Below are 13,926 nucleotides of genomic sequence, written 5' to 3'. Positions count from 1 at the left end.
GAGGCTCGCATGTTCTTCGAGGGAATCGTTGCAGTTCATCCTCAAGCCGAGTACGACGGGTGGGAGGCAAGCATCTAGCACGACGCCCGCTAAGGGATCGTCCGTGCGTCGCCGGCGACCTGCTATCGGAGGCCATCGGCCGTTGCCCGCTCGCGCGAGAGGTGCTCGATCTGGGCGGCGAGCCGACGCAGCCGCGGCCGACGCGCTGTCAACGCACACAGTGTCCGCTCGTCGAGGACAGCGAATGTGATCGGCTCGGACTGCGCTCGGAGCGTCAGCACCAGCATGTCCGAGCGGCCGGTGAACATGCGCGCTCGCGCGGTGTCCACGCGCTCGACCTCCTCGATCGGGATGAGCACGGTTCCGGCGCCCCGAGCCTGACTCATGAATCCAAGGTGCGAACTGTTCGCGAAGAAGACGAAGCAATCGTCGCCGACCTTCTCCAGAACCGGGTGGCCCACGGCCGCTGAGAGCGCGGCGGAGGTGCTCAGTCCACGACGACCAACAAGAATGAGCGCCCCACGGTCCTGCCTGCTGAATGCGCGCGCGCGACGCAGGACAGGGACCCGGAACGCCAGTACGCCGGCGCCGTAGAGGCCGGCGATGAGAACGAGCGAGCCCCCGACCAACGCCCAGCCTCGGGAGGGATCAACAAGAAACGCGTCGACGAGGGTCAGCGCCGTCACAAGCCCATATGGGACCGCCAGGCCGATCGTGCCCCAGAACCACCTCGTGCGGGCAAAAGGGACCGCGCCGGCCGCAACATCGCTCAATTGCTGTTCCTCGCACTTCTCGCTGGCACGTCCATGCCCATCTTGCAGCAGTCGAGCGCTCGAGCTTGGTGAGGGATCGTCGGTGGACCGGGTTGCGGTCGGCTCGGGGAGCGGCACATCGATGTCGACGACGTGTCATCTACCGCGGCTGGCGCCTCAGCGGTCGTGCCCATCTCGGGCGGGTGCGGGTTGGGGTGAGTTGCCGCGGCGAGCTCGTCGGACTGATCCGTCGATCACGAGGCTCGCCGACCAGATGAGGGCTACGAGGCCCGGGATCCAAGCCGTCAGGCGGCCGTCGGACCACCCGGTCGCGGCGAAGACCACGAGACCGAGGATTACGACGGCAGATAGCGCGAGCCATAGCCGAGGGTGTCTGCGGCGGAAGCTTGACGGTTCGGGTGCCGCGGCCTCGACCTCGGCGCGCATCTCGTCGCGAAACTGCTGACGAAGGCTGCGCGCAGTGATCACGATTCGGTCGGCGTACGACTCCTCATCGTTGGACAGGAGCAGGAGCGCTGATGGGTGAATCCGAAGGATCGCACAGAGATCGTGAAGTGCTGCAGCGTGCGGTCCTCGACGGAACAGCGCACGCAGATGAGCGCTGCGCTCCTGGTCGAGGCGGAACCGTTCGACCCACGCAGCAGGGTCAGCCTCGTCGAGCACGAGATCGCTGAGCATCGCGCTCACCGTTGCGCCATTGTGGTCGACTTGCCCGGGCTTGCTCGGGTCGACCCGGAGCCACGGCCTCCGCCAGGTCATGATGACCGCATGACGGCGATGTATGAAGGCCGCGGACGTTTCCTCGCCAACTCGCCACATGGCGATGCCGTCGGTCATCGCCCAAACACCGCCCGTCAACGCCCTGTCACGGTCCGCCGGATCGTGGACTGTGAGCGCAAGGCCCATCTCCCCGGCGTCGACGGCGGCGAACGACATGTCGAATCGCGCCGCGAGAGCCTCCAGCACGCCGGGCTTCTCGTGCGTCGTCCACACGATCGCGTCAACGTGCCCCGACCCAACGGGCGCCGTCTCGAGGACCGCCTCAACACCGGGTTCATCGTCGAGCTGCTCGATGCGCTCACCGGCAAGAGTGCTTCCTCGCCCAGCCAGCCTGTTCAGGCCGCTGATAAGCCGATCCTGGTCCAACCGGGACCATTGCAGTTCCGGGCCATATGTGTCGACGACTTCAAGGGGCGACCCGTCATCGTCCAACGGAACAAGCGCGAACGTGCCGCCTTCGGACTGGCTGTGCCGCACGGCCGCAGGCACGCGAAGTTGGCGGAGGAGTCCCGCGAGGTCTTCGGCGCGATCGGCTTCGGACGCCGGCAGATCGAGTCGTGCCCAATAAGCCGGCTCCGGCTCGAACGCGGACATCACGCCGCTCAGCCTATTCGGCGCTCCTCGGCACGGCCGATCTCGTCCGGTCACGCGGGGCCGAGCGCGACACCACCAGCCGTATCCTCAAGCCTGCACCGAGGAACCGGGCCCTCTCCTCGACGTTCTCGCTCGCGACTGCCAAGCCGCGTCAAGTCCTTCGTACTCCCGCGTGAGGTAGGCGAATGCCTTATTGCCGGGTGCGAGGTCGAACACCATCTTCCTGTATACGCGTCGAAGCGGGATGCCGAGTTCGACGAGGTTGGGAAGCTTCGCAAGCGTCGTCAGCTGTTCGACTGGTAGGCGCGTCCCTGGACCGTTGCCGAACGCCAGCCTCTCGAGCGACTGAAACTGACCGATAACCTCCGGGTTGCGAGCCGAGAAGGGCTGATCGAGCACGAGCGTGTGCAGCTTGTGGAGGGACGCCAGCGGTTGTAAATCCTTGACTGCGCGGGCACCGCCGAGCGAAAGCGTGCGCAGCTCCTTCAGCGAACGCAAGGGATTCAGGTCCGAGTACGGCCCCCACTTCACCGCAAGCGACTTCAGTTGATGCTGTCCGCCAACTGCATCGAGCAGCTCCTGCGGTACTTGAGAAACGAGATTCAGGTCCGTGATGCCTGTGGTCGAGCCGCTCAAGAACTCGACCCACTCGGCGAGGATCCGCTTCTGCTCGCTGCGTTTCGTGACTCCGTTGCCCTCCAGTTGCGTCGCCTGGACTTCAACCGAGCGCTGGCCTCGATACTGCTCGACGCGCCAGAGAGCCTCGCGTCGACGTCCGAAGAAGTTGGCCACCGGAACATCTTGCAGCACATCCTGCAGCGATCCGCGGCGGCCGCGAGGCGGTGCGAACTTGGTCGCCGCGGCCTTATGAGCGCGCGCTCTGCCTCGGCTCGATGAGTCCTCGTCGGCTCCGGCGTTCGCGCTGCGCCGCCCGGCCGTACTCCCGTGCCGACGGGAGCCACAGCAGCACCGCGCCGACCGCCCCGGCGATCGCGCCGGCGATGAAGGTCAAGGCCGCATCGACGACGCCAATCATCGTCAAGATTGCGAAGCCCGTTGCGACGAACAAGGGCCACCGATGCCCTCGAAAGATGAAGAAGGCGCACAGTAGCGGGACCGATATCGCCACGACGGAGAACACCGAGAAGACGATGACCGTCAGGATCACCGCTGTCAGGGGATAACCCGAGTACTGAGATAGGGAGAAGACGGGTATCGCGTTGATGGAGAAGAGACCCGCTGACGTGGTCAGCGCCATGGCGCCGGCCATGACGCTCACCGGCGCTCGGTCGAACAGGAGCCTCTTTTCCACGAACGTTCCTCTCACCGCGCCTATCGCCGGTGTCTCGATTGTGGACTAAACGGCCAGCTCAGCGCCTCAGACCTTGACTGTCCGACTCGCTGGTGGGATTTGGAATCCCCGAGCGTTTCGCGCGAAGGGATCGTTCGTGCGTTGTGGTCGGAGTTCCATGAACGAACCTGCCGTGCCGAGCTACCGGGGAGTTCGAGGGCTCCATTCGTGCTCGAGAATGCTCATCATCACATCGTCGTACCAATGACCGCCGACCAGTGCGGCGTCGCGTTCGCGACCTTCCTCGACGAAGCCGCATCGGAGGTAGCACCGAATCGCGCGATCGTTGTACGCGAGCACTCGCAGGTCGATCCGGTGGAGATTCAGCGTCTGGAAACCGTGCCGAAGGATGGCCAGAGTGACCTCAGTTCCGAGCCCGAGTCCGATCGCGTCGCGGTCCAAGATGCCTACGGCGTAACGCGCACGACGGTCCGCCGGGATGATGCTGTGGAGTCGGGCGGTACCGATGAAGCGCCCCGCGAACTCGATCGCCCAGTGGGTGGCGTCGCTCTCTGCCGTCACCTCCAGGAACCACGCTTCCGCTGCTCGTAGCGTGATCGGTCCTGCTGTATCGGCCGTGGGGGGAGCGCCGAACATGCGCATGATTTCTGGATCATCGCCGCAGCGCGCCCGGTCCGCGATGTCGGATCGTTCGAGTGGCCTCAGCCGCGTCCGTGGCGTTCGCAGGACAGGTGGTTCAATCTGCGGCATTACCCGATTCTCCAGCATCACTTGGGGGTCGCCCGGCGCCCGTTCTGACCGAGCCAGAGCCGCTCGGTCTGATGTGCGGTCGCGCCGCGCAGCGCTGGTGAGGAGGGGTCGCCTGCGCCTTCAGCCGCCCCGGTTAGCGTCGGCCGGTCGCGCGATGGTTCGAAGCCCACTCGTGTTCGTAGTGCCTGCGCCATTCCTCGGCTTCGTCGGTGCGATCGACCCAGCTCAGCGTGAAGGTCTCACGATCGTTCCAACGGAACTCGTCTCGTGACAGCTCGAGAAGGAGGCTGCCGTCGAGATCCCACCCATCCTCGCAATCCTCTGAGCCTTCGCCGAAGAGATGGGGCGCATGCGGTGCCTCAAGCCACCACACGATCATCTCCTCCGGTCGAGACCACCCGAGGAGGCGAAGCTCTCGGGTCACCGTCACGGTGGTCGAGAGGTAGCCGATAGGGACACCATCACGCAGTACGCGCGCGAGGCCGTATCGATAGCGGTCGAGTCCAGTGTCGAGGGCTAGGCCATGTCGGGTACCACGCGCGTCCCTCCGATTGCGCACTTGCCCACCGTACCGCGGATGCGCCAATGGGGGATCGCCGCGGGCTCGAACCTCAGGCGTCCGCCAGGACGAGCGGCTGCGCCTCGCGGCGAACCAGGGCGCGCATCAAGAGTTCGCGTCCGGCGGGAGACCTGAACGCGGCGACCGAGGTGAACTTCTCGAACAGCGGTGCAAGCTCGCCGCCGAGCACTCGGAGGAGTTCCGTCACCCGGTCCGCCTCGCGAATCGGTGCATCGAGGTCGAGGAGCGCTGTCAGCTCCGCTGCATCCGCCTGTCCAAGTACGGCGTCCAAGCGTGACCTCACGTGCGCCTCACGCTCATTCGGAAATTCCTCCGCTCCCAAAGCGGTGAACCAGAACGCCACGTTGAGGTAGTACTGCGCCCCCCACTGGCTTTTCTGCAGGTTGAGAATGCCCACCATGCCGGGCGAACGGCGATACCAAGTCCGAGCCCGCTTCTCCAGCCCGAGCTTCGCGCCGAACTCGTCGAACGTCGCCTGTACTGGATCTCTCCGCGTCACCATGGTGTCTCGCACGATACAGCGGGGAGGACTCGCCGCCGGCGTGGAGAGCGGCCGATGCTCGCTGACGGATCGCCTATTCGGCTGGCCCGTGGCTGCGGCCGTGCCCGATGGCGAAACCGGCTGCGCCGGCGAACCCGACGGCGCCGACCACCGCGATGACGGCGGCGATGATCGCGGGTGTCGTCAGGACGATGAACCCGTCAGGCGCGAAGAGCGAGCCGGTGAGCGGCCCGTACGCGACGAACCCGAACGACACGGGGATGCGACTGGTGATCGCGAAGAGTGCGATCCCGCCGCCTGCGAGAAGGGCCGAGGCGATGAGCGTGCTCAGTAGGGCTGGACGCATCCGCTGCATGGCGCCACACTAGCGAGCCCCCGCAAGTCGACATCGTCACGCCGGGACGCTGGTGCTCGATGGCCGCAGGTCGCTACGGTCGAGAACACATCACTACGGGGAGACGCCATGGACCTGTTCGAGATCGACGACACGCGACGCATGAGCCGCGAAGAGGCAGCTGCCAGGCTCCGTGCACTCGCCGACGCCCTCGCCAAGAACAACTCAGTTCAGTTCGAGCGCGCGGGGCGGCGGATCACCGTGCGCGTCCCCGACCAGGTGGACCTCAAGGTCGAGGTGGAGCTCGGCGAAGATGGCGACAACGAGCTGGAGATCGAGCTCACCTGGTGATCGCGGGCAGTCCGCGGACGAGTCGCGACGATCAGGGTCGAAGGGTGCTCGCCCGAACCGCCTCCGAGTCAGCCCGGCGCGCAGACGGGTGCCGCCGCGGGAATACGCCGGATGCGGCATCCGTTGGCCCACAGCGTGACGAGCCCCATCAAGATCGACATCTGGTCCGACATCGCGTGCCCGTGGTGCTACATCGGCAAGCGCCACCTCGAGAGCGGGATCGCCGCGCTCGGTGACGCCGCACCCGCCGTGGAGATCGAGTACCACTCGTACGAGCTGTCGCCCGACACGCCCGTGGACTACGCGGGCTCGACGGTGGACTTCCTCGCTCACCGGAAGGGGATGCCGGTCGAGCAGGTCGAGCAGATGCTCGAGCGCGTCACCGGCATCGCCGCGCAGGCGGGGCTCTCGTACGACTTCGATGCGGTCGTGCACACGAAGACGCTGAAGGCGCACGAGCTGCTGCACTTCGCCAAGGAGCACGGCCTGCAGCTCGAGCTGTCGGAGCGCCTTTTCCGCGCCTACTTCACCGAGGGGCGTCACGTGGGTCGCATCGACGCGCTCGTCGAGCTCGCCGTCGAGGTCGGACTCGACGCGGATGCCGCGCGGGAGGCCCTCGAGTCCGGTCGCTTCGGCCCGGCCGTGCAGGCCGACATCGCGCAGGCGGGCGCCTACGGCATCCAGGGCGTGCCGTTCTTCGTCTTCGACGACAAGTACGGCGTCTCCGGTGCACAGCCCGCCGAGGTGTTCTCGCAGGTCCTGACCCAGATCGCCGGCGAGCGCGAGGGGGCCGCCGCGTGACCGGCCGCGAGACGGATGCCGCGCCGGCGTCGTTCACCATGCTCGGTGGCCAAGGCGTCATGTGCGAGGGCGACGTGTGCGTCGTCCCCGAGGCGTCGGGGGAGTAGGTCTCGGCTCGAATCCGCCTACGCCCGCGCGAGAGGACGCAACACGCCGTCCGCACGCGCGCGCGCGGCGTGTTGCGTCCTCTCGCGACGCAGAGCAGCCTGCGCAGCAGGCGCCCCGGCTACTCGGGGTCGGTGATGTCGGCGACGGTCGCGTCGAACGCGCGCACGAGCGCGTCGGCGTCGACGAAGAGGCTGCGGCCGTGCTCGCCCGCGCCCATCGAGACCCGCCGGCCCGGGATCGTCGCGTCGACGATGACGGGCCACGGGGTCGTCGACCCGAGCGGGGTGATGGTGCCGCGCTCGTAGCCGGTCGCGGCGAGCGCGAGCGACGCGTCGGGCAGCTGCAGCTTGTTCACCGACAGCAGGGCGCGCAGCTTCGGCCAGCTGATCTTGCGGCCGCCGGGCACGAGCGCGAAGACGTACGTGTCGTCGCTCTTCTTGACCACGAGCGACTTCACGATGTCGGCCGGCGTGATGCCGAGCAGCTCGGCGGCCTCCTCGAGGCTGCGTGCGGCCGGCCGCTCGATCACGTCGATGTCGAGGCTCCGCGCCGCGGCATCCGCCCGCACGCGCTCGACGCCGGTGAGCCCCTCGAACGCGGTCATGCGATCCTCCACAGTGCGGCCATGTCGGCATCCTAGGCCGACCCGCGGGGGCGCCGGGCGGGAAGGCCCGGTCGTCTGGGAGAATCGATGGCGATGCCAACGACCACGACCCCCTCACGCCCGCTCACGATCGGCGGCCTCGACCTCGAGGTGCCGGTCGTCCTCGCCCCCATGGCGGGCATCACGAACACGGCCTTCCGGCGGCTGTGCCGCGAGTTCGGCGCCGGCCTCTACGTCAGCGAGATGATCACGAGCCGCGCGCTCGTCGAGCGCACGCCCGAGTCGATGCGCCTCATCCGCCACCACGAGTCCGAGACCCCGCGCTCCATCCAGCTCTACGGCGTCGACCCGAAGACGGTGTCCGAGGCGGTCACGATGCTCGTCGCCGAAGACCGCGCCGACCACATCGACCTCAACTTCGGCTGCCCCGTGCCCAAGGTGACCCGCAAGGGAGGGGGAGCGGCCCTCCCGTGGAAGTCCGGGCTGTTCCGTGACATCGTCGAGGGCGCCGTGAAGGCCGCCGGCGAGGTCCCGCTCACGATCAAGATGCGCAAGGGCATCGACGCCGACCACCTCACCTACCTCGAGGCGGGGCGCATCGCCGAGGGCGCGGGCGTCGCGTCGATCGCGTTGCACGCCCGCACGGCCGCCGAGTTCTACTCGGGCCAGGCCGACTGGTCGGCGATCGCGAAGCTCAAGCAGACCGTGACGAGCGTGCCGGTGCTCGGCAACGGCGACATCTGGTCGGCCGACGACGCGCTCCGCATGGTCGACGAGACCGGATGCGACGGGGTCGTCGTGGGTCGCGGCTGCCTCGGCCGTCCGTGGCTGTTCGGCGACCTCGCGGCCGCGTTCCGGGGCGAGCACGTCAAGGCCGAGCCGTCCCTCGGCGACGTGGCCCGCACGTTCCGTCGCCACGCCGAGCTGCTCACCGAGTTCTTCGACAGCGAAGAGCGCGGATGCCGCGACATCCGCAAGCACGTCGCCTGGTACTTCAAGGGCTACCCGGTCGGCGGCGACCTGCGCGCGAAGCTCGCGACCGTCGAGTCGCTCGCCCAGCTCGACGACCTGCTCGGCACGCTCGACTGGTCGACGCCGTACCCCGGCGAGGGCGCGGAGGGACCGCGCGGCCGCGCCGGCACGCCGAAGAACCCCGCCCTGCCCGACGGCTGGCTCGAGTCGCAGGAACTCGCCGGCCACGACCGCACGACCCTCGTCGACGCCGAGCTCGACACGTCGGGCGGCTGAGCGCGTGCGCGACCGACTCTTCGGCGGCTACCACGAGTCCGACGCCGAACGCTTCCTGCCCGAACAGCACGAGAACCGCCGACGCAGCGACTTCGCCCGCGACCGGGCCCGGCTCCTGCACTCGAGCGCCCTCCGACGGCTCGCGGCGAAGACCCAGGTGCTGAGCCCGACCTCGGGGCTCGACTTCGCGCGCAACCGCCTCACGCACTCGCTCGAGGTCGCGCAGGTCGGCCGCGAGCTCGCCGGCAGCCTGGGCCTCGACCCCGACGTGGTCGACACCGCGTGCCTCGCGCACGACCTCGGGCACCCGCCCTTCGGCCACAACGGCGAGAAGGCGCTGAACACGTGGGCGGCCGACATCGGCGGGTTCGAGGGCAACGCGCAGACGCTGCGGATCCTCACGAGGCTCGAGCCCAAGGTGTTCTCGCCCGAGGGCCGTCCGCTCGGCCTCAACCTCACCCGGGCGAGCCTCGACGCGAGCTGCAAGTACCCGTGGCCCGAGATCGCCGGCGTCGGCGACCCGAGCGGCCGCAACAAGTTCGGCTTCTACGCCGATGACGTCGACGTGTTCCAGTGGATGCGACGGGGTGCCCCCGAGCGCCGGCTCTGCGTCGAGGCGCAGGTCATGGACCTCTCCGACGACATCGCCTATTCGGTGCACGACCTCGAGGATGCGATCGTCGGCGGCTACATCGACGTCGCTGCGCTCGGCCGGCGCGTCGACCACGACGACCTGGTGACGGCGATGCACGACTGGATCGGCGGCGCCATCGGCCACGACGAGCTGATCGCCGCCTTCGACCGGCTCGACTCGCTCGACGCGTGGCTCTCCTCGTGGGAGGGCAGCCGGCGTGACCAGGCCGCGCTGAAGAACCTCACGAGCCAGCTCATCGGCCGGTTCGCCCACGCCGCGACCGAGGCCACGCGCGCGCACCACCCGGTCGAGAGCCTCATCCGGTTCGACGCCGACGTCGTCGTGCCGCGCGAGATCCAGGCCGAGATCGCGGTGCTGAAGGGCATCGTCGCCGCGTTCGTGATGTCGCGGAACACCCGGCAGCCCATCTACTCGCAGCAGCGGCAGGTGCTCACCGCCCTCGCCGACGTGCTCTGGGAGACGGGCGACGCGAACCTCGACGCGGGCTTCGCCGAGGACTGGCGCCAGGCCGCCGACGACGCCGCGCGCAAGCGGGTCGTCGTCGACCAGGTCGCGAGCCTCACCGACCAGTCCGCACTGGCCTGGTACGAGCGGCTCGTGCAGCGCTGACTCCGCCGTCCCGGCCGCGGGGCGGCATCCGCGGAATAGGATGATCACCATGGCGGGCCGCATTCGACAGAGCGATGTCGAAGAGGTGAAGGCTCGCACGAACATCGCCGACATCATCGGCGAGCACGTCTCGCTGAAGTCCGCCGGTGTCGGCTCCATGAAGGGCCTCTGCCCCTTCCACGACGAGCGCAGCCCGAGCTTCCACGTCACTCCCCAGCGCGGCTTCTACCACTGCTTCGGATGCGGCGAGTCGGGCGACGTCTACACGTTCCTGCAGCGCATGGACCACGTGACGTTCACCGAGGCGGTCGAGCGGCTCGCCGGCCGCCTCGGATTCGAGCTCCACTACGAGGACGGCGGTCCGGCAGCCGAGCACGGCAACCGCGCCCGGCTGCTCTCCGCGAACCAGGCCGCGGCGGAGTTCTTCGTCGAACGCCTCGGCTCGCCCGAGGCCGAGGTGGGGCGCCGCTTCCTCGGCGAGCGCGGCTTCGACGCCGAGGCGGCGCGCCGGTTCGGCGTCGGCTTCGCGCCGAAGAGCTGGGATGCGCTCACGAACCACCTGCGCGGGCGCGGCTTCACGAGCGAAGAACTCGCGGCGGCCGGCCTCGTCTCCCAGGGCGACCGCGGCGTGTACGACCGATTCCGCGGGCGGCTCGTCTGGCCGATCCGCGACGTCACCGGCCAGACCGTCGGATTCGGCGCGCGCCGCCTGCTCGAGGACGACAACGGCCCCAAGTACCTGAACACCCCCGAGACCGCGATCTACCACAAGGCGCAGGTGCTCTACGGGCTCGACCTCGCCAAGCGCGACATCGCCAAGTCGCACCGCGTCGTCGTGGTCGAGGGGTACACGGATGTCATGGCCTGCCACCTCGCGGGCGTGACCACCGCGATCGCGACCTGCGGCACCTCGTTCGGCGTCGACCACATCAAGGTGCTCCGCCGCGTGCTGGGCGACGACTCCGGCGTGGGCGAGGTCGTGTTCACGTTCGACGGCGACGAAGCTGGGCAGAAGGCGGCGATGCGCGCGTTCGGCGAGGAGCGGAGGTTCGCGGCGCAGACGTTCGTCGCGGTCGCGCCCGACGGCCTCGACCCGTGCGACCTGCGTCTCGCGCGGGGCGACGCCGCGGTGCGCTCGCTCGTCGAGGCGAAGACGCCGATGTTCGAGTTCGTCATCCGGCACACGCTCTCGCGGTTCGACCTCGAGACGGTCGAGGGTCGCGTCAACGCGCTGCGGGCCGCGGCGCCCATCGTCGCCGACATCCGCGACCCGGCGCTGCGGCCCGGATACACGCGCGAGCTCGCGCGCATGCTCGGCGTCGAACTCGGCGAGGTCGGCCGTGCGGTCCGCGCGGCGGAGGGCCGCGAGCGCGGAGGACAGGGTCGGGGCGAACGCGACGAGCGCGGGCAAGAGCGCCGAGGGCGGCCGGGGCCGGACGGCGCACCTGGGGATCGCCGCCCGCCCGAGGGCGGCGGCGCGGCCCGGAACGCTCCCACCCAGGACGGCGAACCCGAACGCGCCTACTCGATCCGCCACCTGCCGAACGACCCGGCCACGCGCCTGGAGCGGGACGCCCTGCAGGCCATGCTCCAGTACCCGGAGGCGGTCGGGATCGACCTGCTGCGTCAGGGCATCGACTGCCGGTTCGGCAACGCCACGCTCGCCGTGGTCCGCGACGGCATCGCCTCGGCGCTCGCCACCACGGCCACGGGTGCGCCCGCACCCGGTTCGACCGCGACCGCGACGGTGACCGTCGACCGCGTCGTCACCGAGGTGCCCGCGCCGTTCGCGTCGATCGTGCAGCAGCTCGCGGTGCTCCCGGTGCCGCAGCGCAACGCCGTCGAGCTCACCGCCTACGTCCGCGGCGTCGTCGGCGCGCTCGTCGACCGCGAGCTGCTCCGTCAGAAGCAGGAGCTCCTCGGCCGGCTCCAGCGCACCGACCGCGGCGACACCGCGACCTACGCCGCGATCCAGCGCGGTCTCGTCGCGCTCGAGCAGGAGCGTCGCCGGCTGCGCGGCGACTGACGGTGACGAGCCTCGCCGCCGCGGCATCCGTCGCCCCGCTCGTCGCCCGAACTGAGGAGCGCTCAGCCGGCGCGGTGCTCATCTGAGCGCAACGTTGCAGAACGGTCACATTCAGGCCTCGGGGGACGCCGCACCCCGAACGGGGGACGCTGGTTGTGCTAGGCCTGAGAGATACCAGATCGCGCCGCGGCGACCCCGCGCGCGGTCACCCGACAGGAAGAGGTAGACGGATATGGCATCCGCATCCACGAACCGCAGGCGCGCGCTCGCGTTCGCCGCGGGCTTCTCCGCCACGGCCCTCGCCCTCACCGGCTGCACGGCCGGCGGGAGCGACGACGGCGGCGACGCCGCCGGCACGCTGACGATCGGCACCACCGAGCAGATCACCGCGCTCGACCCCGCCGGCTCGTACGACAACGGCTCGTTCGCGGTCATGAACCAGGTGTACCCGTTCCTGATGAACACGCCCTACGGCAGCCCGGACGTCGAGCCGGACATCGCCGAGTCGGCCGAGTTCACCTCGGACACCGAGTACACGGTGACCCTGAAGGACGGCCTCACCTTCGCCAACGGCAACGAGCTCACCTCGTCCGACGTGAAGTTCTCCTTCGACCGCCAGCTCGCGATCGCCGACCCCAACGGCCCGTCGTCGCTGCTGTACAACCTCGACAGCGTCGAGGCGCCCGACGACCTCACCGTCGTCTTCACGCTCAAGTCGCCGAACGACCAGATCTTCCCGCAGATCCTCTCGAGCCCGGTCGGCCCGATCGTCGACGAGGACGTCTTCTCGGCCGACTCGCTCACCTCCGACGACGAGATCGTCGAGGGCGAGGCGTTCGCCGGTCAGTACACCATCTCGAACTACAACTTCAACGAGCTCGTCTCCTACACGGCGAACCCCGACTACCAGGGCCTGCTCGGCGAGGCGAAGACCGAGACGGTGAACGTCCGCTACTACACCGACGCGTCGAACCTGAAGCTCGACGTCCAGGAGGGCAACATCGACGTCGCGCACCGCACGCTCAGCGCGACCGACATCGAGGACCTCCGCGGCAACGACAACGTGAAGGTCGTCGACGGCCCCGGCGGCGAGATCCGCTACATGGTCTTCAACTTCAACACGATGCCGTTCGGGGCGACCACGCCCGAGGCCGACGAGGCGAAGGCGCTGGCCGTCCGCCAGGCCATCGCGCACCTCATCGACCGCGACGCGATCTCGGAGGACGTGTACAAGGGCACCTTCACCCCGCTGTACTCCTACGTCCCCGAGGGGCTGACCGGCGCGAACGAGTCGCTCAAGGAGCTGTACGGCGATGGCAACGGCGCGCCCGACGCCGAGAAGGCCGCCGCGGTCCTCGAGGAGGCCGGCATCGAGACGCCGCTGGACATCAGCATCCAGTACGTCGCGGAGCGCTACGGCCCGTCGTCGTCGGACGAGTACGCGGTCATCAAGGACAGCCTCGAGGCCGACGGCCTGTTCTCGGTGAACCTGCAGTCGACCGAGTGGGTGCAGTACTCCGACGACCGCGTCGCCGACCTGTACCCGGTGTACCAGCTCGGCTGGTTCCCGGACTACTCGGACGCCGACAACTACCTCACGCCGTTCTTCCTCACGGAGAACTTCCTCGCGAACCACTACGACAACCCCGAGGTGAACGACCTCATCCTGCAGCAGGCCGTCACGGCCGACCCCGCCGAGCGCGAGGCGCTCATCGGCGAGATCCAGGAGAAGGTCGCGGCCGACCTGTCGACCCTGCCGTACATGCAGGGCGCGCAGATCGCCGTGGTGGGCGCCGACGTCGAGGGTGCCGAGGACACGCTCGACGCGTCGTTCAAGTTCCGCTACGCGGCGCTGTCGAAGGGCTAGCCACGGGCTAGAGTCGTTGAAGCTCGACGACG

At 68.9% G+C, this 13,926-nt stretch carries 15 protein-coding genes; 6 read left to right on the top strand and 9 right to left on the bottom strand.

Features of this window, described 5'->3' with window-relative positions; genetic code table 11:
- Positions 1-122: 122 nt before the first annotated feature.
- The 8 genes from RH861_RS16185 to RH861_RS16150 form a co-directional block, all read right to left on the bottom strand.
- Positions 123-773 carry a hypothetical protein gene (locus RH861_RS16185; RefSeq protein WP_310521846.1) on the bottom strand — a complete coding sequence of 217 codons (651 nt, stop codon included), beginning with the start codon at positions 771-773 and terminating at the stop codon, positions 123-125.
- 156 nt (positions 774-929) lie between these two features.
- Positions 930-2,150 carry a hypothetical protein gene (locus RH861_RS16180; protein WP_310521845.1) on the bottom strand — a complete coding sequence of 407 codons (1,221 nt, stop codon included), beginning with the start codon at positions 2,148-2,150 and terminating at the stop codon, positions 930-932.
- Positions 2,151-2,234: 84 nt separating this feature from the next.
- Positions 2,235-2,939 (bottom strand): leucine-rich repeat domain-containing protein, encoded by a 705-nt coding sequence (locus RH861_RS16175; RefSeq protein WP_310521844.1) that lies wholly within the window; start codon positions 2,937-2,939, stop codon positions 2,235-2,237.
- A 73-nt stretch (positions 2,940-3,012) separates the two neighbouring features.
- Positions 3,013-3,459, bottom strand: a complete 447-nt coding sequence (locus RH861_RS16170) for a hypothetical protein (protein ID WP_067945462.1) — start codon at positions 3,457-3,459, stop codon at positions 3,013-3,015.
- Between the two features lie 180 nt (positions 3,460-3,639).
- Entirely contained in the window at positions 3,640-4,209 is a 570-nt protein-coding gene (locus RH861_RS16165) for a GNAT family N-acetyltransferase (RefSeq protein WP_310521843.1), read from the bottom strand.
- A gap of 133 nt (positions 4,210-4,342) precedes the next feature.
- Positions 4,343-4,582: a hypothetical protein gene (locus RH861_RS16160; protein WP_157356860.1), complete on the bottom strand. Its 240-nt coding sequence runs from the start codon at positions 4,580-4,582 to the stop codon at positions 4,343-4,345.
- Positions 4,583-4,820: 238 nt separating this feature from the next.
- The gene (locus RH861_RS16155; protein ID WP_310521842.1) at positions 4,821-5,291 is read right to left on the bottom strand and encodes a DUF4304 domain-containing protein; all 471 of its coding nucleotides are present in this window, start codon (positions 5,289-5,291) and stop codon (positions 4,821-4,823) included.
- A gap of 73 nt (positions 5,292-5,364) precedes the next feature.
- Positions 5,365-5,646, bottom strand: coding sequence for a hypothetical protein (locus tag RH861_RS16150; RefSeq protein WP_310521841.1), 282 nt, complete (start codon positions 5,644-5,646; stop codon positions 5,365-5,367).
- A 108-nt stretch (positions 5,647-5,754) separates the two neighbouring features.
- On the opposite strand from RH861_RS16150, the gene RH861_RS16145 reads away from it, so the two are divergent.
- Positions 5,755-5,976: an amphi-Trp domain-containing protein gene (locus tag RH861_RS16145; RefSeq protein ID WP_310521840.1), complete on the top strand. Its 222-nt coding sequence runs from the start codon at positions 5,755-5,757 to the stop codon at positions 5,974-5,976.
- Between the two features lie 135 nt (positions 5,977-6,111).
- Positions 6,112-6,777, top strand: coding sequence for a DsbA family oxidoreductase (locus RH861_RS16140; RefSeq protein WP_310521839.1), 666 nt, complete (start codon positions 6,112-6,114; stop codon positions 6,775-6,777).
- Positions 6,778-7,003: 226 nt separating this feature from the next.
- On the opposite strand, the gene RH861_RS16135 is transcribed toward RH861_RS16140, so the two are convergent.
- Complete coding sequence (locus RH861_RS16135) at positions 7,004-7,489, bottom strand: aminoacyl-tRNA deacylase (RefSeq protein WP_067950270.1); 486 nt, start codon at positions 7,487-7,489, stop codon at positions 7,004-7,006.
- Between the two features lie 93 nt (positions 7,490-7,582).
- Between RH861_RS16135 and dusB the strand changes: the two genes are divergently transcribed.
- The 4 genes from dusB (at position 7,583) to RH861_RS16115 (ending at position 13,894) form a co-directional block, all read left to right on the top strand.
- Positions 7,583-8,737, top strand: coding sequence for a tRNA dihydrouridine synthase DusB (dusB, locus tag RH861_RS16130; RefSeq protein ID WP_374760996.1), 1,155 nt, complete (start codon positions 7,583-7,585; stop codon positions 8,735-8,737).
- Between the two features lie 4 nt (positions 8,738-8,741).
- Complete coding sequence (locus RH861_RS16125) at positions 8,742-10,001, top strand: deoxyguanosinetriphosphate triphosphohydrolase (protein WP_310521837.1); 1,260 nt, start codon at positions 8,742-8,744, stop codon at positions 9,999-10,001.
- A gap of 49 nt (positions 10,002-10,050) precedes the next feature.
- A complete protein-coding gene (gene dnaG / locus RH861_RS16120) occupies positions 10,051-12,027 on the top strand; it encodes a DNA primase (RefSeq protein ID WP_310521836.1) in 1,977 nt (658 codons plus the stop codon).
- Between the two features lie 232 nt (positions 12,028-12,259).
- Complete coding sequence (locus tag RH861_RS16115; RefSeq protein ID WP_310521835.1) at positions 12,260-13,894, top strand: ABC transporter substrate-binding protein; 1,635 nt, start codon at positions 12,260-12,262, stop codon at positions 13,892-13,894.
- Positions 13,895-13,926: the final 32 nt, after the last annotated feature.

The organism is Agromyces indicus (assembly GCF_031432295.1).
GTDB lineage: Bacteria > Actinomycetota > Actinomycetes > Actinomycetales > Microbacteriaceae > Agromyces > Agromyces indicus.
Note: the sequence above shows the minus strand (reverse complement) of the source record. Positions and strands in the feature narration are given on the sequence as shown.